25 protein-coding genes are annotated in these 25369 nt (G+C 69.9%); 24 read left to right on the top strand and 1 reads right to left on the bottom strand.

What is annotated here, in order from left to right; all coding sequences use genetic code 11:
• The first annotated feature begins 8 nt into the window (after positions 1–8).
• The 12 genes from EV671_RS08405 to EV671_RS08350 all read left to right on the top strand — a co-directional run bounded on the left by EV671_RS08405 (position 9) and on the right by EV671_RS08350 (position 11977).
• Positions 9–1502 carry a sigma-54 interaction domain-containing protein gene (locus EV671_RS08405; protein WP_132570851.1) on the top strand — a complete coding sequence of 498 codons (1494 nt, stop codon included), beginning with the start codon at positions 9–11 and terminating at the stop codon, positions 1500–1502.
• Positions 1503–1664: 162 nt separating this feature from the next.
• Positions 1665–2870, top strand: a complete 1206-nt coding sequence (locus EV671_RS08400; protein ID WP_132570850.1) for a substrate-binding domain-containing protein — start codon at positions 1665–1667, stop codon at positions 2868–2870.
• 16 nt (positions 2871–2886) lie between these two features.
• On the top strand, positions 2887–3630 hold the full coding sequence (locus EV671_RS08395; RefSeq protein WP_132570849.1) for an ABC transporter ATP-binding protein: 744 nt from the start codon (positions 2887–2889) through the stop codon (positions 3628–3630).
• Positions 3627–4361, top strand: a complete 735-nt coding sequence (locus EV671_RS08390) for an ABC transporter ATP-binding protein (protein ID WP_132570848.1) — start codon at positions 3627–3629, stop codon at positions 4359–4361. The genes EV671_RS08395 and EV671_RS08390 overlap by 4 nt, the downstream gene beginning before the upstream one ends.
• A 49-nt stretch (positions 4362–4410) precedes the next feature.
• Positions 4411–5385, top strand: coding sequence for a branched-chain amino acid ABC transporter permease (locus EV671_RS08385; protein ID WP_132570847.1), 975 nt, complete (start codon positions 4411–4413; stop codon positions 5383–5385).
• A complete protein-coding gene (locus EV671_RS08380) occupies positions 5382–6467 on the top strand; it encodes a branched-chain amino acid ABC transporter permease (RefSeq protein ID WP_207911116.1) in 1086 nt (361 codons plus the stop codon). Before EV671_RS08385 ends, EV671_RS08380 begins: the two co-directional genes overlap by 4 nt.
• Positions 6464–7309, top strand: a complete 846-nt coding sequence (locus EV671_RS08375; RefSeq protein WP_132570845.1) for an alpha/beta fold hydrolase — start codon at positions 6464–6466, stop codon at positions 7307–7309. Before EV671_RS08380 ends, EV671_RS08375 begins: the two co-directional genes overlap by 4 nt.
• A gap of 60 nt (positions 7310–7369) precedes the next feature.
• Positions 7370–8140 (top strand): ABC transporter ATP-binding protein, encoded by a 771-nt coding sequence (locus EV671_RS08370; protein ID WP_132570844.1) that lies wholly within the window; start codon positions 7370–7372, stop codon positions 8138–8140.
• Between the two features lies 1 nt (position 8141).
• Positions 8142–8855, top strand: a complete 714-nt coding sequence (locus EV671_RS08365; protein WP_132570843.1) for an ABC transporter ATP-binding protein — start codon at positions 8142–8144, stop codon at positions 8853–8855.
• 37 nt (positions 8856–8892) lie between these two features.
• Positions 8893–10089 (top strand): ABC transporter substrate-binding protein, encoded by a 1197-nt coding sequence (locus EV671_RS08360; protein WP_132570842.1) that lies wholly within the window; start codon positions 8893–8895, stop codon positions 10087–10089.
• 20 nt (positions 10090–10109) lie between these two features.
• The gene (locus tag EV671_RS08355) at positions 10110–10997 is read left to right on the top strand and encodes a branched-chain amino acid ABC transporter permease (RefSeq protein WP_132570841.1); all 888 of its coding nucleotides are present in this window, start codon (positions 10110–10112) and stop codon (positions 10995–10997) included.
• Positions 10994–11977: a branched-chain amino acid ABC transporter permease gene (locus EV671_RS08350; RefSeq protein WP_132570840.1), complete on the top strand. Its 984-nt coding sequence runs from the start codon at positions 10994–10996 to the stop codon at positions 11975–11977. The genes EV671_RS08355 and EV671_RS08350 overlap by 4 nt, the downstream gene beginning before the upstream one ends.
• Here EV671_RS08350 and EV671_RS08345 read toward each other — a convergent pair.
• The gene (locus tag EV671_RS08345) at positions 11910–12821 is read right to left on the bottom strand and encodes a DMT family transporter (protein WP_132570839.1); all 912 of its coding nucleotides are present in this window, start codon (positions 12819–12821) and stop codon (positions 11910–11912) included. The genes EV671_RS08350 and EV671_RS08345 overlap by 68 nt on opposite strands.
• 101 nt (positions 12822–12922) lie before the next feature.
• On the opposite strand from EV671_RS08345, the gene EV671_RS08340 reads away from it, so the two are divergent.
• The 12 genes from EV671_RS08340 to EV671_RS08295 all read left to right on the top strand — a co-directional run bounded on the left by EV671_RS08340 (position 12923) and on the right by EV671_RS08295 (position 25157).
• Positions 12923–13837, top strand: coding sequence for a helix-turn-helix transcriptional regulator (locus EV671_RS08340; RefSeq protein ID WP_132570838.1), 915 nt, complete (start codon positions 12923–12925; stop codon positions 13835–13837).
• A 278-nt stretch (positions 13838–14115) separates the two neighbouring features.
• The gene (locus tag EV671_RS08335) at positions 14116–19203 is read left to right on the top strand and encodes an alpha-2-macroglobulin family protein (protein ID WP_132570837.1); all 5088 of its coding nucleotides are present in this window, start codon (positions 14116–14118) and stop codon (positions 19201–19203) included.
• A gap of 61 nt (positions 19204–19264) precedes the next feature.
• Positions 19265–19648, top strand: coding sequence for a DUF2281 domain-containing protein (locus tag EV671_RS27300; RefSeq protein ID WP_243655651.1), 384 nt, complete (start codon positions 19265–19267; stop codon positions 19646–19648).
• Complete coding sequence (locus EV671_RS27955; protein WP_165917505.1) at positions 19530–19799, top strand: PIN domain-containing protein; 270 nt, start codon at positions 19530–19532, stop codon at positions 19797–19799. Before EV671_RS27300 ends, EV671_RS27955 begins: the two co-directional genes overlap by 119 nt.
• Positions 19800–19833: 34 nt before the next feature.
• Entirely contained in the window at positions 19834–19962 is a 129-nt protein-coding gene (locus EV671_RS27720; protein WP_277592361.1) for a hypothetical protein, read from the top strand.
• A 66-nt stretch (positions 19963–20028) separates the two neighbouring features.
• Positions 20029–20205, top strand: coding sequence for a hypothetical protein (locus EV671_RS26690; RefSeq protein ID WP_165917504.1), 177 nt, complete (start codon positions 20029–20031; stop codon positions 20203–20205).
• 19 nt (positions 20206–20224) lie between these two features.
• Positions 20225–20458 carry a DUF2805 domain-containing protein gene (locus EV671_RS08320; protein ID WP_132570835.1) on the top strand — a complete coding sequence of 78 codons (234 nt, stop codon included), beginning with the start codon at positions 20225–20227 and terminating at the stop codon, positions 20456–20458.
• A gap of 39 nt (positions 20459–20497) precedes the next feature.
• Complete coding sequence (locus tag EV671_RS08315; RefSeq protein ID WP_243655649.1) at positions 20498–20857, top strand: YfeK family protein; 360 nt, start codon at positions 20498–20500, stop codon at positions 20855–20857.
• Positions 20858–20984: 127 nt separating this feature from the next.
• Positions 20985–21224, top strand: coding sequence for a type II toxin-antitoxin system RelE/ParE family toxin (locus EV671_RS08310; protein WP_338139930.1), 240 nt, complete (start codon positions 20985–20987; stop codon positions 21222–21224).
• A 3-nt stretch (positions 21225–21227) separates the two neighbouring features.
• Positions 21228–21536, top strand: coding sequence for an addiction module antidote protein (locus EV671_RS08305; RefSeq protein ID WP_132570834.1), 309 nt, complete (start codon positions 21228–21230; stop codon positions 21534–21536).
• A gap of 24 nt (positions 21537–21560) precedes the next feature.
• The gene (gene pbpC / locus EV671_RS08300) at positions 21561–23966 is read left to right on the top strand and encodes a penicillin-binding protein 1C (protein ID WP_132570833.1); all 2406 of its coding nucleotides are present in this window, start codon (positions 21561–21563) and stop codon (positions 23964–23966) included.
• Between the two features lie 57 nt (positions 23967–24023).
• Entirely contained in the window at positions 24024–25157 is a 1134-nt protein-coding gene (locus EV671_RS08295) for a response regulator (protein ID WP_132570832.1), read from the top strand.
• Positions 25158–25369 lie beyond the last annotated feature (212 nt).

Genomic DNA, 25369 nt, shown 5'->3' with positions numbered 1-25369 from the left:
CCGCGGCCATGCCGCTGTCCAAATCCCAGACACCCGCCCAGCACGACTTTCCGCAGGACGTCGACGGCCTGCTGCGCCTGGCCGCGCAGTCGATGTTCGACGTGCTGGCCCGGTCGACGGAAGGGATGATGGTCATCGGCCGCGACCACCGCGTCGTCTGGATCAGCGACGGCTACAAGCGCTTCCTGCCGGCGCTGGGCTTCAACGACGAGCACGAGTTCGTCGGCCGCCCGGTCGAGGACGTGGTGCCCAACACGCAGATGCTGCAGGTGCTGGAAACCGGCAAGCCGGTGCTCGTCGACCTGTTGACCAACAGGTCCGGCACCTTCCTCGTCAGCCGCCTGCCGCTGCGCAACGATGCGGGCGAGGTGGTCGGGGCGCTCGGCCTGGTGCTGCTGGACCATCCCGAGACGACGATGCAGCCGCTGATCAGCAAGTTCTCGCGGCTGCAGCAGGAGCTGGAGGACACGCGGCGCCAACTGGCCGCGCAGCGCCGGCCCAAGTACACCATCGCCAGCTTCATCGGCGCCAGCCCGGCGGCGCTCGAAGTCAAGCGCCAGGCCCGCCGCGTGGCGCAGACCGATTCCACCGTGCTGCTGCTCGGCGAGACCGGCACCGGCAAGGAGCTGATGGCCCATGCCATCCACTCCGCCTCGCGGCGCGCGCACCGGCCGCTGGTGGGCGTCAATATCGCCGCCGTGCCCGAGACCCTGCTGGAGGCCGAGTTCTTCGGCGTCGCGCCGGGCGCCTACACCGGCGCCGAGCGCAAGGGCCGCGACGGCAAGTTCAAGCTGGCCGACGGCGGCACCCTCTTCCTCGACGAGATCGGCGACATGCCGCTGGCGCTGCAGAGCAAGCTGCTGCGCGTGCTGCAGGAGCAAGAGGTGGAGCCGCTGGGCAGCAACACCGTCATGCGCGTGGACGTGCGCGTCATCGCGGCCACCAGCCGCGACCTGGCCGCAATGGTCGCCGCAGGCAGCTTCCGCGCCGACCTCTATTACCGCCTCAACGTGCTGCCCATCCGCGTGCCGGCGCTGCGCGAGCGCCTGGACGATATCGAGGCCCTGGCCGAGGCGCTGGGCGAGGACATCGCCCGCCGCAGCGGCATGCCGCAGAAGCTGCTGAGCCCCGACGCCATCGAATGGCTGATGCAGCAGCCCTGGCCGGGCAATATCCGCGAGCTGCGCAACACGCTGGAGCAGGTCAGCCTGATGAGCGACGACATGCAGCTGACGGCGGCGCATTTCCAGGGCGACGCGGCGGCACCGGCGCCTGCCGAGGCGCCCGCGCCGGCCACGGCCAGCGCCTTGACCGCCCAGGCCGTGGCGCCGCTGCCCGAGCTGATCGAGGCGCTGGAGCGCGACGCGATCCGCCGCGCGCTGCAGGCCACCGGCGGCAACCGCATGGCGGCGGCCCGGCTGCTGCAGATTTCGCGGGCGTCGTTGTACGAAAGACTGGCGAGATGGCCAGACCTGGAAGTCCAGGTTTCAAACAACGCCTGAATTTCGGACACTCGCACCGTCCCTAACGGCCAGAAACCTCGGGACAACCCGCAGAAAAACCGCCCCGGCGCCCCCTTCCCCGCCGGGCACGGCCCTTGCAAAAAGGGAAGACACCGTCTGCCGACAGAGCAGTGTGAAAAACGAACTTCAGGAGACAAGCCCATGCGCCCCATCACGTCCGTTGTGACGCGCCGCCTCGCGCTCGCCGCCGTCACGCTGGTCACCACCGGCCTCGCGCTGGCCGCCGGCAATGAAATCCGCATCGCCCACGTCTACAGCAAGACCGGCCCGCTGGAGGCCTATGGCAAGCAGACGCAGACCGGCTTCATGATGGGCCTGGACTACGCCACCGGCGGCACGATGACCGTGGCCGGCAAGAAGATCGTCGTCATCGAGAAGGACGACCAGGGCAAGCCCGACGTGGGCAAGAGCCTGCTGGCCGCCGCCTATGGCGACGACAAGGCCGACATCGCCGTCGGCCCCTCGTCCAGCGGCGTGGCCCTGGCCATGCTGCCGGTGGCCGAGGAGTACAAGAAGATCCTGCTCGTGGAGCCCGCCGTGGCCGACTCCATCACCGGCGACAAGTGGAACAAGTACATCTTCCGCACCGGCCGCAACTCCTCGCAGGACGCCATCGGCAACGCGGTGGCCTCGGACATCGCCGGCCTGAACATCGGCATCCTGGCCCAGGACTACGCCTTCGGCCGCGACGCCGTGAAGGCCTACAAGGAAGCGCTGAAGAAGGCCAGGATCGTCCACGAGGAATACCTGCCCACGCAGACGACCGATTTCACCGCCGGCATCCAGCGCCTGGTGGATGCGCTCAAGGACAAGCCCGGCCCCAAGGTCATCGCCGTCGTGTGGGCGGGTGCGACCACGCCCTTCGGCGCGCTGGCCGCGCTGGACCTGCAAAAGCGCTATGGCATCGCCGTCGGCTCGGGCGGCAACATCCTGCCGGCCATGGCCGCCTACAAGCAGTTCCCGGGCATGGAGGGTGCGACCTACTACTACTTCGGCATCCCGAAGAACCCGGTCAACGAGTGGCTGGTGTCCAACCACTACAAGCAGTGGAAGACCCCGCCCGACTTCTTCACGGCCGGCGGCATGAGCGCGGCCATCGCCCTGGTCGAAGCGCTGAAGAAGACCGGCGGCGACACGACGACCAACAAGCTCATCAAGACCATGGAAGGCATGAGCTTCGAGACGCCCAAGGGCCGGATGACCTTCCGCGCCGAGGACCACCAGGCCATGCAGTCCATGTACCACTTCAAGATCAAGGTGGACCCGGCCTTCCCCTGGGGCGTGCCGGAGCTGGTGCGGGAGATCAAGCCCGAAGAGATGAACGTGCCCATCCGCAACAAGCGCTGATTGCGGACGACGGCCCGTGCTCGAAACCAAGAACCTGACGATCCGCTTCGGCGGCCATGTGGCCGTCGACGGCGTGTCCTGCGCCTTCCAGCCCGGCACGCTGACGGCCATCGTCGGCCCCAATGGCGCGGGCAAGACGACCTATTTCAACCTGATCTCGGGCCAGCTGCCCGCGAGCAGCGGCGAGGTCTGGCTGGACGGCGAGAACCTGAGCGACCAGCCGGCCCCGGTGCGCACGCGCCGCGGCCTGGGCCGGGCCTTCCAGCTGACGCAGCTGTTCGCCCACCTGAGCGTGCTGGAGAACGTGCGCCTGGCCGTGCAAGCGCGGCATCGCAAGGGGCTGAAGCTGCTGTCGGTGTGGCTGTCGCACCGCGAGCTGATCGCCGAGGCGCGCACCATCCTCGAGCGCGTGCGCCTCGCCTCGCGCGCCGACGACCTCGCCGCCAGCCTGCCGCATGGCGACCAGCGCAAGCTCGAGGTGGCGATGCTGATCGCGCTCGACCCCAAGGTCTATCTCTTCGACGAACCGACGGCCGGCATGAGCGTGGACGAGGTGCCCGTGGTGCTGGACCTGATCCGCGCGCTGAAGGCCGAGAAGCGCCACACGCTGCTGCTGGTGGAACACAAGATGGACGTCGTGCGCGAGCTGGCCGACCGCATCATCGTGCTGCACCAGGGCCGGCTGGTGGCCGATGGCGACCCGGCGACGGTCATCGCTTCGCCCATCGTGCAAGAGGCCTACCTCGGAGTCGCCGCATGAACCTGCTGGAACTCCGCGGTGTCCATACCCACGTCGGCGCGTATCACATCCTGCACGGCGTGGACCTCGAGGTGCCGGCCGGCCAGGTGACCATGCTGCTAGGCCGCAACGGCGCCGGCAAGACCAGCACGCTGCGCACGCTGATGGGCCTGTGGACGGCCAGCCGTGGCACGGTGAGCTTCAAGGGCGAAGACATCACCCAGCTCGCCACGCCCGCTATCGCCGCGCGCGGCATCGCCTATGTACCGGAAACCATGGGCGTGTTCGGCGAGCTGACGGTGGCCGAGAACCTGCTGCTGGCGGCTCGTCGGGCCAGGAAGCTGGCCGAGTTGGACACGGCGCGGCTGGACTGGCTGTTCGGCTTCTTCCCGGCGCTGAAGACCTTCTGGGGCCATCCGGCCGGCAAGCTGTCGGGCGGCCAGAAGCAGATGCTGGCGATTGCCCGCGCGCTGATCGAGCCGCGCGAGCTGCTCGTCATCGACGAGCCCAGCAAGGGTCTGGCGCCGGCCATCGTGCTGAACCTGATCGAGGCGCTGCGATCGGTGAAGGCTGAGGCGGGGACGACGGTGCTGCTGGTGGAACAGAACTTCCGCGTCGCGGCGGAGCTGGGCGACCGGGTGGCGGTGATGGACGACGGCAAGGTCGTGCATCGCGGGGCGATGGCTGCGTTGATTGCAGATACGGAGTTGCAGCAGCGGCTGCTGGGGCTGTCGTTGGGGGCGCATCAATGAGTTCCATCCCCTGCTTGATGCCAGGGCCCGAGTCATTCGAGGCAGGCGCATGAAACTCGACCCCAAACCCTTGGCCCTCCTCGCCGCGCTGATGCTGCTGGCCCTGCCCCTCACCGGCAGCCCCAGCACCTGGCTCAACCTGACCCTGGCCGGCCTCGCCATGGGCCTCATCATCTTCGTCATCGCCTCCGGCCTGACCCTGGTGTTCGGCCTGATGGACGTGTTGAACTTCGGCCACGGCGTCTTCATCGCGCTGGGCGCCTTCATGGCCACCACCGTGCTCGCCGCCCTCGCCCCCTGGGCCAGCAGCGAAAGCGTCGCCGCCAACCTCAGCGCACTGGCCGCCGCCTGCCTCGCCGGCATGGCCATCGCCGCCGCCGTGGGCGTCGTCTTCGAGCGCGTCCTCGTCCGGCCCGTCTACGGCCAGCACCTGAAGCAGATCCTCATCACGATGGGCGGCATGATCATCGGCGAGGAGCTCATCAAGGCGAGCTGGGGCGCCCAGCTCATCCCGCTGCCCATGCCCGAGACGCTGCGCGGCATCTTCCTGGTCGGCGACGTGGCGGTCGAGAAGTTCCGCCTGCTGGCGATGGCCATCGGCATCGTCGTGCTGGTCGCGCTGCTGCTGGTGCTGAACCGCACCAAGATCGGCCTGCTGATCCGCGCCGGCGTGCAGGACCGCGAGATGGTCGAGGCCCTCGGCTACCGCATCCGGCGCCTCTTCGTCGGCGTCTTCGTCGCCGGCTCGGCGCTGGCCGGCCTGGGCGGCGTGCTGTGGGGCCTGGTGCAGCAGGGCGTCACGCCGCAGATCGGCGCCCAGGTCAACCTGCTGCTCTTCATCGTCATCATCATCGGCGGCCTGGGCTCCACCGTGGGCTGCCTGGTCGGCGCGCTGCTGGTGGGCCTGGTGGCCAACTACGCCGGCTTCATCGCCCCCAAGGCGGCGCTGTTCTCCAACATCGGGCTGATGGTCGCCATCCTGCTGTGGCGGCCCCAGGGCCTCTATCCGGTGGGAGCCAAGTGATGCGCGCGCTGCTGTCCCACGACCTGCCGCGCAGCCGCGTCCTGGCCGCGCTGCTGATCGCCTGCTTCATCGGCCTGCTCGGCGCGCCCTTCATCTTCCCCGGCACGCAGGCGCTGAACGTCGCGGCCAAGATCATCGTCTTCATCCTGCTCGTCGCCAGTTACGACCTGCTGCTGGGCTATACCGGCATCGTCAGCTTCGCGCACACGATGTTCGTCGGCATCGGTGCCTACGGCATCGCGATCGCATCGACGCGGCTGGGTTCGGACTGGGCGTCGCTCGCCATCGGCTTCGCCGCGGCCCTCGCGCTGAGCGCCGTGCTGGCACTGGCGATGGGCCTTGCCAGCCTGCGCGTGAAGGCCATCTTCTTCGCGATGATCACGCTGGCCGTGGCCTCGGCCTTCATGACGCTGGCGTCGCAGCTGAGCGACTTCACCGGCGGCGAGGACGGGCTGAACTTCCAGCTGCCCGAGATCCTGCGGCCCTCGACCGAGTTCATGGACGAGCCGCTGCTAGGCGTCACGCTGGACGGCCGGCTGCTGACCTATTACCTGCTGTTCGTCGCCGTGGCCGCGCTGATCCTGCTGCTGCTGCGCATCGTCAACTCGCCCTTCGGCCGCGTGCTGCAGGCCATCCGCGAGAACGAGTTCCGCGCCGAGGCCATCGGCTACCGGCCTGTCGTCTACCGCACCGGCGCCAACATCATCGCGGCCCTGCTGGCCTGCTGCGGCGGCGCACTGCTGGCGCTGTGGCTGCGCTACACCGGCCCGGAGACGGCGATGAGCATGGAGATCATGCTGGACCTGCTGCTCATCGTCGTCATCGGCGGCATGGGCTCCATCTACGGCGCCGTCATCGGCAGCGTGCTCTTCATCGTCGCGCAGAACTATCTGCAGGCGCTGCTGAAATGGGCCGGCAGCCTGGTGGAAGGCGTACCGATCGTCAGCACGCTGGTGTCGCCCGACCGCTGGCTGCTGTGGCTGGGCCTGCTGTTCGTGCTGGCCGTCTACCACTTCCCCGGCGGCATCGTCGGGCGGCTGCGGCTGGCGGCCTGGACGCGAGGGAGGAGGGTCAAAGCATGAGGTCCCGCTACGTCAACTGCCTGGGCCGCGAGCTGCACGTCACCGAATGGGGCGACGCAGGCGCGCCGACCGTCATCGCCTGGCATGGCCTGGCCCGCAGCGGCCGCGACTTCGACGACTTCGCCACGGCGCTCAGCGCACGCTGGCATGTCGTCTGCCCCGACACCCTGGGGCGCGGCCTGTCGCAATGGGCCGTGGACCCGGCACGCGAGTACTGCCTGGACTTCTACGTCGAGCAGGCCGAGGCCCTGCTGGACCAGCTCGGCCTGCAGAAGGTGCACTGGGTGGGCACGAGCATGGGCGGCGCCATCGGCACGCTGGGTGCGGCAACCCGGCTGCGCGGGCGCATCCGCCGCCTGGTGCTCAACGACAACGGCCCCGAGCTGGCCGCACCGGCGCTGGTGCGCATAAAAGCCTATGCCGGCCAGCCGCCAAGCTTCGCGACGGTGACCGAGCTGGAGGCCTATTTCCGCGAGATCTACGCCAGCTTCGGTCACCTGAGCGACACACAGTGGCGCCACCTGACGGAACACTCCCTGCGCCGCCTGCCCGACGGCCGCGTGACGACACACTACGACCCGGCGCTGGTGGCGCAGTTCGAGCACCACCCCGACGACTATCTGCTGTGGGAGGCCTGGGACCAGCTCGACCTGCCGGTGCTCTGCCTGCGCGGCGAAGACTCGACGCTGCTGACCGCCGAGACCGCCCAGGCCATGCGCGAGCGCGGCCCGCGTGCGGCTGTGGCGTTGATCCCCGGCTGCGGCCACGCGCCGGCCCTGAACACGCCGGAGCAGATCGGCCTGATCGAACGTTTCCTCGCCGCTGACGCCGCCACCCCGTGAATGCCCGTAAGCCGGCCCCGGGTCCCAGGGCCTAGAGTCGCGCAGCCAACCCCAAAGTCCATGAGCGAATTCATCCTCGAGACGCAAGACCTGACCAAGGAGTTCAAAGGCTTCACCGCCGTGGACTCGGTCAAGCTGCAGGTGCAGCGCGGCCACATCCACGCACTGCTGGGCCCCAACGGCGCCGGCAAGACCACCTGCTTCAACCTGCTGACCAAGTTCCTCACGCCCACGCGCGGCCGCATCGTGTTCGCGGGCCACGACATCACCGGCGAGAACTCGGCGCAGATCGCGCGGCGCGGCGTCATCCGCAGCTTCCAGATCTCGGCCGTCTTCCCCCACCTCACGGTGCTGGAGAACGTGCGCATCGGCCTGCAGCGCTTCACCGGCACGAGCTTCCATTTCTGGAGGGGCCTCACCGGCCTGAAGACGCTGGACGCCAAGGTGCTGGCGCTGCTGGAGCTGGTGGACCTGCGCGACATGGCCCAGCTCAAGGCCGGCGACCTGCCCTATGGCCGCAAGCGCGCCCTCGAGATCGCGGCGACGATGGCCATGGAGCCGCAGCTGATGCTGCTGGACGAGCCGACGCAGGGCATGGGCCACGAGGATGTAGACCGCGTAACCGCCCTCATCAAGCGCGTGGCCGAGGGCCGCACGGTGCTGATGGTGGAGCACAACATGAAGGTGGTGTCGAGCATCGCCGACCGCATCACCGTGCTGGCTCGTGGTGCCGTGCTGGCCGAAGGCGACTACGCCACGGTGTCCAGGCATCCGGCGGTGCTGGAGGCCTATATGGGCACCGAGGCGACCGAGCTGGCGGGGGCTCACTGACATGGCAACACCTGCCCTCGAAATCACCAACCTCCACGCCTGGTACGGCGAGAGCCACATCCTGCACGGCATCAAGCTCAGCGTGCAGCCGGGCCAAGTCGTCACGCTGCTGGGCCGCAACGGCGCGGGCCGCACGACGACGCTGCGCGCCATCATGGGCCTGACGGGCGCCCGCAAGGGCTCGATCAAGGTCCATGGCGACGAGACCGTCGGCCTGTCCACGCACCGCATCGCCAACCTGGGTCTGGGCTACTGCCCCGAGGAGCGCGGCATCTTCGCGAGCCTGACGACCGAGGAGAACCTGCGGCTGCCGCCGCTGCTGAAGGCCAGGCGCGGCAAGGTCATGAGCGAGACCGAGATCTACGCGATGTTCCCCAACCTCGCGGAGCGCCGCCACAGCCCCGGCACACGGCTGTCGGGCGGCGAGCAGCAGATGCTGGCCGTCGCGCGCATCCTGCGCACCGGCGCCGACATCCTGCTGCTGGACGAAATCTCCGAGGGCCTCGCACCCGTCATCGTCCAGGCCCTGGCACGCATGATCCGCGCGCTGAAGACCCAGGGCTTCACCATCGTCATGGTGGAGCAAAACTTCCGCTTCGCCGCGCCACTGGCCGACCACTTCATCGTCATCGAGCACGGCGAGGTCGTGCTGTCCTTCCCCGCAGCCGACCTGCCCGCCCACCAGGCCCAGCTGGACGAGCTGCTCAGCGTCTAACCCGCAACCACGCGGTCATCAACCACTGGAGACAACCATGAAGAAAACCCTGATCGCCGCCACCCTCGCCAGCTGCGGCTTGGCCGCCCACGCGCAGATCTCCGGCGACGTCATCAAGATCGGCTTCCTGACCGACATGTCCAGCGTGTATGCGGACATCGACGGCGCCGGCGGCGTCGAGGCCATCAAGATGGCCATCGCCGACATGAAGGGCATGGCCGCGGGCAAGAAGATCGAGTTCATCTTCGCGGACCACCAGAACAAGGCCGACGTCGCCTCCGCCAAGGCGCGCGAATGGATCGACACCCAGGGCCTGGACCTGCTGGTCGGCGGCACGAACTCCGGCGCCAACCTGGCCATGGCCACCGTGGCCGCCGAGAAGAAGAAGCCCTTCATCTCCATCGGCGCCGGCAGCTCCGCGCTGACCAACGCCAACTGCACGCCCTACACCATCCACTACGCCTACGACACCGTGGCCCTGGCCAACGGCACGGGCGCGGCGGTGACCAAAGGCGGCGGCAAGACCTGGTTCTTCCTGACCGCCGACTACGCCTTCGGCGCGGCCCTGCAGTCCGACACGGCCGCCGTCGTGGCCAAGAGCGGCGGCACGGTCAAGGGCAGCGTCAAGCACCCGCTGAACGCCAGCGACTTCTCCAGCTTCCTGCTGCAGGCCCAGAGCTCGGGCGCGCAGATCCTGGGCCTGGCCAATGCCGGCGGCGACACCATCAATGCGGTCAAGGCGGCCAACGAATTCGGCATCACCAAGAGCATGAAGCTCGCCGGCCTGCTGATGTTCATCAACGACATCCACTCCCTGGGCCTGAAGACGACCGAGGGCATGTACCTGACCGACTCATGGTACTGGAACCAGAGCCCCGAGGCCCGCGCCTGGAGCCGCCGCTTCTTCGAGAAGATGAAGCGCATGCCCTCCTCGCTGCAGGCCGCCGACTACTCGGCCGTGAGCCACTACCTGAAGGCCGTCGACGCCGCCAAGACCGACGACGCCGACAAGGTGCTGGCCAAGATGAAGGCCACGCCGATCAACGATTTCTACACCAAGGGCACGATCCGCAAGGAAGACGGCCGCGGTATCCACGACATGTTCCTGCTGCAGGTCAAGTCGCAGAAGGAGTCCACCGAGCCCTGGGACTACTTCAAGGTCGTGACCCGCATCCCGGGCGACGAGGCGTTCACCAAGCTGGCCGATTCCAAATGCCCTCTCGTCAAGAAGTGATCCTCTGAGGACGCTGCGCGATGACTGAGATCTTCGGTATTCCCCTGCCCGCCCTGCTCGGCCAGCTGCTGCTCGGCCTGGTCAACGGCTCGTTCTACGCGATGCTGTCTCTGGGCCTGGCGGTCATCTTCGGCATGCTCAACATCATCAACTTCGCCCATGGGGCGCTGTACATGATGGGGGCCTTCTTCGCCTGGATGGGGCTGGAATACCTGGGCCTGAACTACTGGTTCATGCTCGGTCTCGCGCCGCTGGCCGTCGGCCTCGTCGGCATCGTCATAGAGCGCACGATGCTGCAGTGGCTCTACAAGCTGGACCACCTCTACGGCCTGCTGCTGACCTTCGGCATCACGCTGGTCATCGAGGGCGTGTTCCGCTCGGTCTATGGCGTCTCGGGCCAGCCCTACTCGGTACCCGACCAGCTCACCGGCGCCACCAACCTCGGCTTCATGATCCTGCCCAACTACCGCGGCTGGGTGGTCGTGGCGTCGCTGGTGGTCTGCTTCGCGGTCTGGGCGCTGATCGAGAAGACCTCGCTCGGCGCCAAGCTGCGCGCCGGCACCGAGAACCCCAAGCTCGTGCAGGCCTTCGGCATCAACGTGCCGCGCATGGTGACGTTGACCTATGCCGGCGGCGTCGCGCTGGCGGCCTTCGCCGGCGTGCTGGCCGCGCCCATCCTGCAGGTGTCGGCGCTGATGGGGTCCAACCTCATCATCGTGGTCTTCGCCGTCGTCGTCATCGGCGGCATGGGCTCCATCCTCGGCTCCATCCTGACGGGCCTGGGCCTGGGCCTGGTGGAGGGGCTGACCAAGGTCTTCTACCCCGAGGCGTCCAACACGGTGGTGTTCGTCGTCATGGCCGTCGTGCTGCTCGTCCGACCGGCCGGCCTGTTCGGCAAAGAGAAATGAACAAGAAGCTCATCGGCTACATCGCCCTCTTCGTCGGCATCGGCCTGCTGCCGCTGTTCGGCGCCTATCCCGTCTTCGTGATGAAGGTGCTGTGCTTCGCGCTGTTCGCCTGCGCCTTCAACCTGTTGGTCGGCTTCACGGGCCTGCTGTCCTTCGGCCACGCGGCCTTCCTCGGCACGGCCGCCTATGTGACCGGCCATGCGCTCAAGGTCTGGGGCCTGCCGACGCCGGTGGGCCTGCTCGCCGGCATGCTGGGCGCGGCCGGCGTGGGCCTGGTGTTCGGCCTGCTGGCCATCCGCCGCTCGGGCATCTACTTCTCGATGATCACGCTGGCCCTGGCGCAGATGCTGTACTTCTTCTTCCTGCAGGCGCCCTTCACCGGCGGCGAGGACGGCCTGCAGTCGGTGCCACGCGGCAGCTTCCTGGGCCTGAACCTCGAGAACGACCTGGTGCTGTTCTACGTCGTGCTCGGCATCTTCATCGCGGCCTTCTGGCTGATCTATCGCATCGTGCACTCGCCCTTCGGCCAGGTGCTGACCTCCATCCGCGAGAACGAGGCGCGCGCCACGTCGCTGGGCTATGACACGGCCCAGTTCAAGCTGCTGGCCTTCGTGCTGTCCGCCGGCCTGGCCGGCCTGGCCGGCGCCACCAAGACCCTGGTGCTGGGCTTCGCGACGCTGACCGACGCAATCTGGACCACCTCCGGCCTCGTCATCCTGATGACCCTGGTGGGCGGCATGGGCACGCTCGTCGGCCCGATGGTGGGCGCCCTGGTCATCATCGCGCTCGAGAACAAGATCGGCGACCTCGGCAACCTGCTGGCCGACCTGACCGGCGTGGCCTGGTTCCAGGGCCTGGGCGAATCGGTCAGCCTGGTCACCGGCCTGATCTTCATCGTCTGCGTGCTGGCCTTCAGGCGCGGGCTGGTGGGCGAGACGGTGGCACTGTGGGAGCGCTGGTCTTCGAAGCGCGCCGCCTGAAGACGAGCACATTGCCGGCCATCACCAGCACCAGGCCGGCCAGGGCCGGCGCCGTCCAGCGGTAGCCCTCGGCCCAGGCCGACACGTTCAGCGCGACGACCGGGAACAGCACCGTGCTGTAGGCGGCGCGCTCCGGCCCGAGGCGCCCGACCAGCGTCAGATAGGCCGTGAAGCCGATGACCGAGCCCGGGATGGCCAGGTAGAGCCAGGCGCCGACATAGCGGGCACTCGCGTCGAAGGCCAACGGCAGGCCGGCCAGCAGCGCATAGCCCGCCAGCAGGGCCGTGCCGACCGCCATGCCCCAGGCATTGGTCTGCACCGGTTTCAGCCCCTGGCCCTGCAGCGCGGCCGACAGCAGGTTGCCGGTGGAGAAGCACAGCGTGCCGCCCAGCGCCCAGGCCAGGCCGGCCAGGCTGGCTTGGCCGCCGCTGATCTCGGGCCAGAACAGCAGCACCAGGCCCGTCAGCCCCAGCGCGCCACCGGCCAGCACCTGAGGCGCGATGGTGCGACCGTGCACGACGCGCGCCAGCAGCGCGTTCCAAAGCGCCGCGCTGGAGAACACGACGGCGACGAGGCCGCTGGCCACCGTGCGGCTCGCGTTCAGGAAGCAGACGAAGTTCAGGCAGAACAGGCACAGGCCCTGGGCCAGCACCCAGACGAGCGCCCGGCCGCGCGGCACGACGAGTTGGCGCCGCCACAGCAACCAGGCGAACAGCAGCAGCGCCGCCAGGCCGAAGCGGTAGGCGATGGACAGCGCGATGGGCACGGGGCCCAGCTGCCACTTCAGCGCGATCCAGGTCGTGCCCCAGATCAGCACGACCAGCACATACAGGAATGCATTCATGCCGCCAGCATGGGGCTCCAAGCCGCCGCGCGATTGCATATTCCTGCGCTTCGTCGCCCCCACCACGGCAGGGGCAAGGCCGCCGGCCCTAGCATCGCGGCATGCTCGACCTGACCGCCGGCGCCACCGACCAGCAGCCCGTCTTCGACGTGCTGGGCCGCTCCAGCGCGCGCCGCGAGCGCGAGCTCGGGCTCGGTGACGGGCTGCGCCTGGTGCAGTGGCACAACCACGGCGGCCGCATGGACTACCGGCGCCCCGGCCACCACACGCTGTCGGTCTATCTGCAGGGCGGGCATGCCACCCACCTCGTCGAGACGCCGCGCGAGACCGGCCGCCCCGGCTGCCACTGCGTGCTGCCGGCCGAGCACGAATCGCGCTGGAACGTGGCCGGCCCGCTGCGCTTCGTGCACCTCTATCTGTCGGACGGCGCCTGGGCGGACCGCGTCGTGCGCCTGCTGGACGCCGAGCCACGGGCCATCACGCTGGAGCAGCGCATCTTCGGCGAAGACGCCGTGCTGGCCGCCTGGGCCCAGGACGTGGCCGCGCGCGACTGGCAGGCGCCGGACGAGCGCCTGCGCATCGACGCGCTTAGCCAGGCCGCGCTGGACCACCTGGTGCTGCAGGCCGCCAGGCCCCGCCAGCGCGAGCGGGCCGAACGGGCCGAACGGGCCGCCGCGGGCGGCCTGTCGGGCGCGGCGCGCCGGCGCGTGCTGGCCTGCGTCGACGCCCATCTGGACGGTGGCGAGCTCAGCCTGCCGCGGCTGGCCGCCGAGGCCCACCTGTCGGAGTTCCACTTCGCGCGCATGTTCCGCGCGTCGATGGGCTGCAGCGTTCACGACTGGGTGGCCGCGCGCCGGCTGGAGCGCGCCCGCACGCTGCTGCGCGACACGCGCCTGCCGCTGGCCGATATCGCCGCCGCCTGCGGCTATGCCGGCGCCAGCCACCTGAGCCAGCGCTTCAAGGCCGGCGTCGGCGTGACGCCCGGCGGCTACCGCGGCGCGCTCGGCGCGCGCTGATGCGCGTGGCTGCTGCCAGCACGTCGTCAGCAATCACGGCGAGTTAGGGGGCACATCGGGCAGCGCTGTGGCCCACTATCCACCTCATGTTCACGCCCGCCCGACTCCGCGTCGCCGCCGCCCTGCTTGCGTCGGTGCTCGGCTTCGTCGTGGCACTGACACTGCCCGCCAGCGGCCTGCTGCCGTAGCGCCTCCAGGCCCTGAACCTGGGGAATTTCTCCGTCCGCCAGGCCTGCCTTCCGTCCCTAAACTCCGCCCGCACTCTGTGAGGGATTCGGATGGCTTCCAGCATCGTGAAGGCCGCTGCTGCGGCGGTGGCCGTGGCCGGCGCGGCCGTGGCGGGGTATTTCGCCTGGCAGCACGCCAAGGCGCCCAGCCTGCCCAACAGCGCCGACATCGGCAGTGAGCAGGCGTTCGCGTTCACCGAGTGCCGCGCGCGGCTGTTCGACGGCTCGCCGGCCATCGCCGTCGTCTTCACGCAGCCGCTGGACGGCAAGCAGGACTTCGCCAAGCTGCTGACGGCCAGCGAGGGCGACGCGCCCAAGGTCAAGGACGACGGCAGCAGCGAGAAAAAGACAGCGCCGGCCGACGCCAGCTTCAAGCCCTTGGCCGCACGCTGGGTGCTGGCCGACAACCCGCGCGTGCTCTACCTGCCCTATGTCACGCCGGACCGCAGTTACCGCATTGCGCTGACGGCCGATATCGCGTCCCGCGGCGGCGCCAAGCTGGCCACGCCGCAGAGCTGCGAGGCCGTCAGCGAGGCCATGCCGCAGAGCTACTACTTCGCCAGCAAGGGCCTGGTGCTGCCGGCGGGCCAGAACGGCGGCCTGCCCATCGTCACCGTCAACACGCCCGAGGTGGACGTGCAGTTCCTGCGCATCAAGCCGGCCTCGCTGCCGGCCTTCCTGGAGCAGGTGGGCGGGCGGCGCGAGCGCAACGCCCAGGCCGGCGAGGACGACTGCGAGGGCGGCTGTTACTACGACGGCTACAGCGACAACCAGCGTCGCCTCAAGGGCACCGTGGGCGGCTGGGTGCTGGACGAGCTGCGCGCGATGAGCGACAGCGTCTACATCACCCGCTTCACGACCGACCCGCGCCCCAACCGCCGCAACGTCAGCTTCCTGCCCGTGGAGGGCATCAAGGAACTGCAGGAGCCCGGCATCTACATCGCGGTGATGAACACGCCCGGCCGCTTCGGCTGGGACTACCAGGTCACGCACTACTACGTCACCGACATCGGCCTGCACCTGCGCCGCCATGCCGCCCAGCTGGACGTGTTCACGACCTCGCTGAAGAGCGGCAAGGCGATGTCGGGCATCGAGCTGAGCCTGGTGGACGACGCCGGCAAGGTGCTAGCCCAGGCCCAGAGCGACGGCGACGGCCATGCGGTCTTCAACGGCAACAGCGACAAGGCCCGCGCGGTGCTGGCGCGGCGTGAGGGCAAGGAGATGTCCGTGCTGTCGCTGCGCGACGCCGCGCTGGATCTGACCGAGTTCGAGGCCACGGGCTACCCGTCGCGCAACAACAAGCTCTTCGTCTACGCCGGCCGCGACCTCTACCGGCCGGGCGAGAACTTCCAGCTCTCCGTGCTGGCGCGCGACGCCGACGGCAAGCCTCAGCCCAAGCCCCTGCCCATCACCATCACGGTCAAGAAGCCCGACGGCAGCAAGCTCGTCGAGCAGCTGGTTCAGCCCAACAAGGCGGGCACCGGCTACTACCAGCAGGGCATCACGCTGCCGGCCGATGCGCCCACCGGCGGCTGGACGGTCCAGGCCCGCATCGACCCCGGCGCCAAGGTGCCCGATGCGCAATGGGCCTTCAAGGTCGAGGAGTTCCTGCCCGAGCGCATGAAGCTCACGCTGACCGCCGCCGAAGGCCCGATGAGCGGCGACGGCGCGCTGCCGGTGCAGGTGCAGGGCGACTACCTCTACGGCGCGCCCGCTGCCGGCAACCGCTTGCAGGCCAGCGCCTACAGCGAACGGCTGCTGAACCCGCTGCCGCAGCAGCTGCCCGGCTTCATCTTCGGCACGCTGGACGACGACAAGGCCAAGAACCGCCAGGACCTGGAAGCCCAGGACCTCGACGAGCAGGGCCACGCCGAGATGACGCTGGCGCCCCAGCTCGCCGAACGCAAGTCGCCGATGAAGCTGCGCGCGGCCTTCAGCCTGCTAGAGAGCGGCGGCCGGCCGGTCGTGCGCGCGCTGGAGCGCGTGTGGTGGCCCGCGCCGGTGCTGGTGGGCGTGCGCCCGCTGTTCGACCGTAACGTGGCCGCCGAGGGCTCGCTCGCCGAGTTCGAGCTGGTGCGCGTGGACGCCAAGGGCCAGTTCAGGCCGGCCAAGGCGCTGGACCTGAAACTCGTCTACGAGGAGCGCCAGTGGTATTGGCGTTATGACGACGGCCGCGGCTGGAACTCCGGCTTCAACGTGAGCGAGGAGCTGGTGGAGGCGCGCACGCTGGCGCTGAACGCACGCACGAAGATCAGCCTGCCCGTGCGCTGGGGCCGCTACCGGCTGGAAGTCACCGACCCCGAGTCCAAGCTGACCACGCGCTACGCCTTCTATGCCGGCTACGGCGCGCAGGATGCCGACGATGTCGGCAACCGCCCCGACCGCGTGCAGCTCAAGCTGCAGGGCGCGCCCTTCAAGCCGGGCGACGTGGCCAAGCTCGCCATCAAGCCGCCGCACGACGGCGAGGCCATCGTCACGGTGGAAGGCGACCGCGTGCTGTGGGCCAGGCGCATCGGCGTGAAGGCCTCGGGCACCGACCTGGAGATCCCGATTTCGAGCGACGCCGCCTGGGCGCGGCACGACCTCTACGTCACCGTCGCCGCCTTCCGCCCCGGCAGCGAGGGCGACCGCGTAACGCCGGCCCGCGCGCTGGGCCTGGTGCACCTGCCGCTGAACCGCGAAGACCGCAAGCCGAAAGTGACACTGACCGCGCCGGCCAAGGCCGTGCCGTCCACGCCGCTGACCGTGGGCGTCAAGGTCCCCGCGCTGGCCGGCAAGGCGGCCATCGTCACCGTCAGCGCGGTGGACGTGGGCATCCTGAACATCACCAACTTCAAGACGCCCGACCCGCAGGACTTCTTCTTCGGCAAGCACCGGTTTGGCGCCGACATGCTGGACCTCTACGGCCGCCTCATCGAGAAGATGGAGGGCAATGCGGCCAAGCAGCGCTTCGGCGGCGATGCGGGCAAGCGCGATTCGCAGTCCATGCCGCGCAAGCTGCTGCTGGTGGACCTGTTCAGCGGCCCCGTGGCGCTGGACGCCAAAGGCGAAGCCACCATCAACCTGAAGCTGCCCGACTTCAACGGCACGCTGCGCGTGATGGCCGTGGTCAGCAGCGCCGACAGCTATGCGTCGGCGCAGGCCGAGACCGTCGTCGCCGCGCCGCTGGTGGCCGAGCTGAACATGCCGCGCTTCGTGTCGCCCGGCGACAAAGCCACCATCGCGCTCGACGTGACCAACCTCAGCGGCGCGCCGCAGGAGGTCAAGGTGGCCGTGTCTTCCAGCGGGCCCGTGCGCATCACCGGTTCGACCGAGCCGGTCAAGCTCGCCGACAAGCAGCGCCAGATCCTGCGCTTCCAGGCCGAGGCACTGGACGCCTACGGCCTGGCGCCCATCGAGGTCAAGGTCGGCGCCGGGGCCCTGAGCCTGACGCGCCAGGCCGCGCTGCAGGTGCAGCCCGTCACGCCGCTGACGCGCGAGAGCCGCCGACTGCGCCTGGAGCCCGGCGCCACGCAGGCGCTGGACAAGGCCCTGCTGGACGCCTACTGGGCCGGCTCGGCCAGCGTGGCGCTGACCGTCTCCAACACGCCGCCCATCGACATCAAGGATCAGGTGCAGGGCCTGCTGATGTACCCCTACGGCTGCCTGGAGCAGACCACCTCCAGCGCCTACCCCCTGGTCTTCATCGACGACGAGGCCGCCAAGCGCTGGGGCATGACGCCGGTGCCGCGCGAGGAGCGCGCCAAGCGGCTGGACAGCGCCTTCGCCCGCCTGGCCGGCATGCAGCAGCCCAAGGGCGGCTACGGCCTGTGGGCGGCCAGCAGCCCCTACGAAGCCTGGCTGAGCGCCTACGTCACCGGCTTCCTGCAGGACGCGCGCGACGCCGGCTTCGCCGTGCCCGAGGCCATGCTGAAGCGCTCGCTGGACAACCTGCTGGAGCAGTTCCAGCGCAGCCCCGCCCAGCAGACCGTGCCACCCAAGGCCCCCAGGCGCGACGACAAGGGCCACCTCAGCGACTACCGCGACGCCGAGCTGCTGCGCATCGCCCACCAGCGCTTTGCCGAGGCCGCGCACGCCGGCTACATCCTGGCCCGCGAGCAGAAGGCGCCGCTGGCCACGCTGCGCACGCTGCACGACCAGTACCGCGCCAATGCGCTGTCGCCGCTGCCGCTGGTGCAGCTCAGCCTGGCGCTGAAAGCCATGGGCGACGAGCCCCGCGCCAAGGTGGCGCTCGACGACGCGATGGCCCGCGGCTACGGCTACCAGCCCGAAGACCTGGGCAACACTTGGTGGGGCCAGTGGCTGGGCGACTACGGCTCGCGCGTGCGCGACCGGGCGCTGGCCTATGCGCTGCTGCTGCGCCACAAGGTGCAGCACGAGCGCCGCGAGAACCTGCTGTTCGACCTGTCCGACGACTTCAGCCGCCGCAACTACTACTCCACGCAGGAGCGCCTGGCCCTGTTCCTGGCCGTGCAGGCCGCGGGCGCCACCAAGGACGACAGCTGGAAGACTGCCGTCACCGTCGGCGCCAAGGCCGAGCCCTGGACCGGCAACGGCGTGGGCCAGCAGAGCTTTGCGGCCGCGCAGCTCAAGTCAGGCATTGCGCTGAAGAACGACGGCAGCGCACCGCTCTTCGTCGACATCACCGCCCAGGGCTATCCCGTCAAGCCGCCGGCGCCCAGCAGCGACCGCATCTCGGTGGAGCGCGCGATGTTCACGACCGACGGCAAGCCCGTGACGGCGCGCCAGTTCAGCACCGGCGAGATGTTCGTCGTGCGCTTGCGCGTGAAGGCCAGCCAGGCCATCAAGGACGGCCTGGTCGTGGACCGCATCCCGGCCGGCTTCGAGATCGAGAACCTCAACCTCAGCCAGGGCCCCCAGGCCGGCGAGTTCACGGTGGAGGGCGTCAACGTGGCCCAGGCGAATGCGAACGAGCGCATCGTGCACACCGAATACCGCGACGACCGCTTCGTGGCCGCGGCCCAGCTGGGGCAGCCGCTGGAGATGTTCTACCTGGTGCGGGCGGTGACGCCGGGGCGCTATGTGGTGCCGGCGACTTTTGCGGAGGATATGTATCGGCCGGAGGTGAGGGGGATTGGGAAGGGGGAGGGGGAGATCAACGTGGTGGACAAGAAGTGAGCTCGCCAAGGCCGACCCTCTTACCATCCGCACGATGGGCCCATGCCCTGAGGAGTGATTCATGACAGCGATCGAAGCCCAATTGATCGAGCGGCTGAAGAAGCTGCCACCGAACCGCGTCGCCGAGGTCATGGATTTCGTCGACTTCCTGACCGCGCGCGAGGAACGCGCCGCGGCCGCGCAGCGCCTCACCGCTGGCCTGGCGAGGCTGGATGGGCTGGAGCTGCCGCCCGTCAGCGACGACGAGGTCGAAGCCGAGATCCAGGCGGCGCGCGCAAAGGCGCAGCCCCCAAGGCGCCTGAGCGGCGGCAGGCATCGTGCGGCTATTGCTCGACACAAATCTGCTCGTCTCGGGCGTCATCGCAGGCGGGCTGCCTCGGCGCTTGCTGTTGAGCGCCTTGGCGGGCGATTTCGAGCTTTGCACCAGCGAGGTGTTGCTGGCTGAGTTGCTCGACCTGCTCAATCGGCCCAAATTCGCGGCTCGGCTCGAACAGGTTGGGCTAACCGCGCAAGCCGTCGTCGACAACCTGCGCCGGATCGCCCTCGTCGTCACGCCTGCCGAAACGCCGAGCGTTGTGCCCAGCGCACCCCGATGACGATCATGTCCTCGCTGCGGCCTTGGCGGGCACGGTGGAATTGATCGCGACGGGCGACCGGCGCGACTTGTTGCCACTGGGGAGTTATCAGGGCATCCCGATCGTCGATGCAAGAAGGGCGGTGGAAGTGCTGGAGACAGGATGGCCGCAACTTGATATTTGAGACCCGGATTTCTGCGGAAGTTCAAACCAGGTGGGTCGGGGTGAACGGAGCAACTCCCAACAAACCATGCCGACCCAGCTGCTGCGGTCCTCAGAAGACTGGCGCGCCATCCGGAATACGCTGCACCTGTTGACCGTGCCGGACATGCGCAAGCCCATCAAGGAAGGCGTGGCCGAGTCCGTGGATCATTGCGCGACTGAGCCCGGCTGGCGAGCTAGCGACTGCGCCAGCTTCAGCAGCTGAAGGCGACACACAATCCCCCATGGCCAAACCCGCTCCCAAACTCAGCCCCGAAGAAATCAAGCGCGTGATCGCCACCGCTTGGGATGACCGGCCGCCCTATGACAAGGTGATGCTGGAGCACGGCATCGGCCACGGCCAGTTGGTGGCCCTGCTGAAGCGCGAGCTGACGCCGGCGGCCTACAGGCTGTGGGCGGCCAAGGGCAAGGCCGCCAAGGGCCCCACCAAGCGCTCGACCTGGCCTCACGGACGCTGAACGGTGCGTATCGCCCCCGCTTTTTTTGCCTCGCTCGCCTTGCTTGCCGCTGCCGGTGAAGCCATCGCCGCCCCGCTGCCTCCGGCCGCCCGCGCCGAGGTCAACGCCCTGCTGAACCGCCTGCAGGCCTCCGGCTGCGAGTTCAACCGCAACGGCAGCTGGTACACCGGCGCCGAGGCCAAGGCGCACCTGCTGAAGAAGCTGGACTACCTGGAGGGGAAGGACATGGTGCAGACCCCCGAGCAGTTCATCGAGCGCGGCGCGTCCGACAGCAGCATGAGCGGCAAGCCCTATCTCGTGCGCTGCGCGGGCAGCAAGGCACCGGTGGAGAGTGCGCAGTGGCTGAAGGCCGAGCTGCAGACGGTGCGAGCGATGCGGGCCGCGTCCAGCCCGCGCTGAACAATTCGCGCCGCATTTGCTTGCCACGGCTTTCTTGAGTTTGTGTAATCGTTCGATTACAGTTCGCCGATGACGTACACCGTGAGGCGGCTCGAGCCCTTCTCGGACTGGCTCAGGGGCCTGAAGGATGGCCTCGTCAGGCAGTCTCATCAAGCGGCTGCGCAAGGTGCAACTGGGCAATCTCGGCGACATGGAAGCTGTTGGCGAAGGGGTGTACGAGATGCGCGCGCACTTCGGTCCGGGCTGGCGCATGTACTACGTCCTGCGGGGCAACACGCTGATCGTCATGCTGGGCGGTGGCGACAAGTCGATGCAGCTTGCCGACATCAGCCGGGCCATCAAGCTGGCCCGCTCCCTGGAGGATTGAACGATGACCCAGAAGATCAAGGTTTCCGAGCTGCCCGAGTTCGATGCCGCCGAGTACCTGAACAGCGAAGGAGAACTGGCGGCCTACCTCACGGCGGTTCTGGAAGAGAACGATCCGGCGCTGCTGGCTGCCGCGCTCGGCGATATCGCCCGCGCTCGCGGCATGACGCAGATCGCCAAGGAATCGGGCATCACGCGTGAGGCGCTGTACAAGGCGCTCCGGCCCGGCAGCGAGCCGCGCTTTGACACGGTGAGCCGCGTCTGCGCGGCGCTCGGCGTGCGCCTGGTGGCCCAACCCATGCATCCGGCCTGAGTGCCGACAGCACAAACGACGGGCATGCCAAGCCCTCGCCGCCTGCGCCGCTTCGAACTCACCCTCGCCGCGCTGCTGCTGGCCGTCCTCGCGCTGGACTTCGCCTTCCCGCTGCCCCGGCCCGCGGCCGACTCCCCCACGCTGACCGTGCTGGCCGCCGACGGCACGCCGCTGCGCAGCTGGGCGAGCGAGGACGGCGCGCAGCGCCAGCCGACGACGCCCGAGGCCGTGTCGCCGCGCTACCTGGAGGCGCTGCTGCACTACGAGGACCGCTGGTTCCGCTGGCACCCGGGCGTGAACCCGGTGGCGCTGGCGCGCGCGGCCTGGCAGTGGGCGCGGCATGGGCGCATCGTGTCGGGCGGGTCCACGCTGACGATGCAGGTCGCGCGGCTGGTGGACGACAAAGCCGCCGGCCGCAGCGTGCCGGCCAAGCTGCGCCAGATCGCCCGCGCGCTGCAGCTCGAACTCCACTGCAGCAAGCGCGAGATCCTGACCCTCTACCTGAACCTCGCACCGATGGGCGGGCCGCTGGAGGGCGTGGAGACGGCCAGCCGCGCCTACCTCGGCAAGGGCGCGGCCGAGCTGTCGCCCGCGGAGGCTGCGCTGCTCGTCGCGCTGCCGCAGTCGCCCACCCGGCTGCGCCCCGACCGTGCCGTGCAGGCCGCCCAGGCCGCGCGCGACAAGGTGCTGACGCGCATGCAGACCCTGCACGTCTGGCCCGCCGCCGAGGTGGCCGACGCCAAGCTGGAGCGCGTCTTCGCGCCGCCGCTGCGCGCCCGCTGGCTGGCCCCGCTGGCGGCCGAGCGGCTGCGCCAGCAGGCCCGCCGCGAGGGCAAATCGGAAGCCGTCATCCAGACGACGCTGGACGCCGGCCTGCAGGCCCGCCTGGAGCAGCTGCTGACCGACCGGCTGAACACGCTGCCCGAGGCCAATTCGATGGCGGCCCTCGTCGTCGACAACCGCACGCTGGAGGTGCGCGGCTATGTCGGCTCGGCCGACTTCGGCGATGCGCGCCGCGGCTCCCACGTCGACATGGTGCGCGCCCAGCGTTCGCCGGGCTCGACGCTCAAGCCCTTCCTCTACGGCATGGCGCTGGACGAGGGCCTGATCCATTCCGAGAGCCTGCTCATCGACGCGCCGCAGAACTTCGGCGGCTATGCGCCTGGCAACTTCCAGGCGGATTTCTCGGGGCCGGTCAGCGTGTCCGAGGCGCTGCAGCGCTCGCTGAACGTGCCCGCCGTGGACCTGCTGGACCGCCTCGGCCCCGAGCGCTTCGCCGGCCGGCTGCGCCACGCGGGCCTGCGGCTGCGCATGCCGGCCAACGCGGCGCCCAACCTCAGCCTCATCCTCGGCGGCGGCAGCACCTCGCTGGAGGAGCTGGTCGGCGCCTACACGGCGCTGGCCCGGGGCGGTCTCGCCGGCCGGCCGCGCCTCACGCCCGAGGCGCCCGCCCAGGAGGTGCGGCTGATGAGCGAGGGCGCCGCCTTCATCGTGCGCGAGATCCTGGAGAACGGCGGCCGGCCCGGCAGCCCGTTCCGCGAAAGCAACCAGCGCGTGGCCTGGAAGACCGGCACCAGCTTCGGCTTCCGGGACGCCTGGGCCCTGGGCGTGACGGACCGCTACACCTTCGGCGTCTGGGTCGGCCGGCCCGACGGCACGCCCAACCCCGGCCATTTCGGCGCCAACACCTCGGCGCCGCTGCTGCGCGACATCGCCGCGGCCCTGGGCCCGGCCGAGGCCAGGCAACAACTGGCCCCGCGCCGCCAGCCCGGCAGCGTGCGCGCCGTCGCCATCTGCTGGCCGCTGGGCCTGGCCGAGGCCGCAACCCGGCCCGACCACTGCCTACAGCGCCGCACCGCCTGGACGCTGGACGGCGCCGCGCCGCCGACGCTGCCGGACCGGCTGCAGCCCGGCGGCCTCGTCGAGGCCGCGTGGACCCAGGGCAAGACACGCGTGCGCCCCGACTGCGCCGCCAGCGCAACGCCCGTCGAGGCCCTGCGCTGGCCCACGCTGCTCGGGCCTTTTCTGGATGCCACCCAGCTCGACCCCGTCGAGCGCCTGCCCTGGGCTGCCGGCTGCGCGCCGCGCACCGCGACGTCGCAGGCCCTGCGCATCGTCGGCCTGGAGCCCGGCACCGTGCTGCGCCCCGCGCCGGGGCAGCGCGACGTGACGCTGCGCCTGCAGGCCATCGGCGCACAGCAAGGCGTCAACTGGCTGCTCGACGGCCAGCTCGTTGGCAGCAACGACAAAGCCGGCGCGCTGCAGCTGCTGACGCTGCAACAGGCCGGCGCCCACGCGCTGACGGCGCTGGACGGACGCGGCCGATGGGCGCGCGTGGCCTTCTCGCTGCAGGCCGGGGCGCCGCCCCGAGCGAGCAAAACTGCCGCGCAAGCGCCCATGACCGGCGCCAGCCCCGCCGCTCTTCGCTAAGCTGCCATCCTTGGGCCCGATGATGTGGTGTTCGCTGCACGTGTGGCCTCCCCGACGATGAATGAGCTGTTGATCTGGATCCTGGGCGCCGCGCTCGCGGCGGTGTTTGTTTGGCTGCTGTGGCTGGGCCGGCGGCGCCAGCAGCGCGTGCGCGAGGCTTCCGCCCACCGCGAGGCCCAGCGCCTGGCGCTGGAACAGGCCGAGCATGTGGCCCGCGCCCAGCGCCTGGCCGCCGAGATGGCCGCCCCCGCCGAGGCCGGCGAGCGTGAGGCCCAGCAGCAGGCCGAGCAGCAAGCCGCCCAAGCTGCCCAGCGTGAGGCCGAGGAGGCCCAGGTCCGCCGCCAGGCCGAGCGCCGCGCCCAGGAAGAAGCCGAACGCCAGGCCCGCGAGGAACTCGAAGCCCGCGAAGCTGCCCGCCGCGCCGAGGAGGCCGAAGCCGCCCGGGCCGCCGCCGAGGCATCGGCCCGCGCCGAAGCCGAACGCCGGGCGCGCGAACAAGCCGAGCGCGAGGCTGCCGAAGAAGCTGCCCGCCAGGCCGCCGCAGCCGAGGCCGCACGCATCGCCGCCGAGATCGAGGCCCGCGAACGGGCCGAATGGGAGGCCGCCCGGGCCGCCGAGCTGGACCGCCTGGCCGCCGAGGCCGCAGCCCGCGCGGAAGCCGAGCGCCTGGCCCGCGAACGCGCAGAGCAGGAGGCCGCAGCGCAGCGCGCGGCAGCCGAAGCCGCGGCGGCCCGTGGCGAGGCCGAGCGCCTCGCACGCGAACGGGCCGCGCAGCAGGCGGCAGCAGCAGCAGCCACCCGCGAGCTGCGTGCCGACGAAACCCTGGTGCTGGTGGCCGACGACTCCAAGATCGTGCGCGTCAAGCTCAGCCGCCTGCTGGCCACCAAGAGCTACCGCGTGGCCCTGGCCGAGAGCGGCGAGCAGGCGCTGGCGCTGATGGCCGCCGAGCGCCCGCATGTGCTGATCACCGACGTCGAGATGCCCGGCATCGACGGCTTCGAGCTGACCCGCCAGGTGCGCGCCGCCGCCGCCACGGCCGCGCTGCCGGTGCTGATGATCACGTCCTCCGACGACAAGCAGGAAGCCGCCGCCGCCGCCGGCGTGACCCAACTGCTCGGCAAGCCCTTCTCCGAGGGGGCCCTGCTGGCCGCCATCGAGCGGGCGCGGCTGGCGGTGCGGGTGGCGGCCTGAATCACAGCCCCTCGTCCAGTCCCGCCGCGCTGAACGCGGGCGCGCCTGACCGGTCTTGCAGACCGCGCTGCGACTTGCGCCGCAGCCCTTCGGCTGGCGCATCGCGCCCGCTGGGCGCAATGTGTCCGGCCTCAGCCCCCGCGGGGACGGCGATGCTTGCGGCGTCGAGCCGCAAGCACATCGCCAACGCGGGCCGGCTTGGGGCGGCCCGG

The organism is Roseateles saccharophilus, from assembly GCF_004342485.1.
GTDB classification, from domain to species: domain Bacteria; phylum Pseudomonadota; class Gammaproteobacteria; order Burkholderiales; family Burkholderiaceae_C; genus Pelomonas; species Pelomonas saccharophila.
Note: the sequence above shows the minus strand (reverse complement) of the source record. Positions and strands in the feature narration are given on the sequence as shown.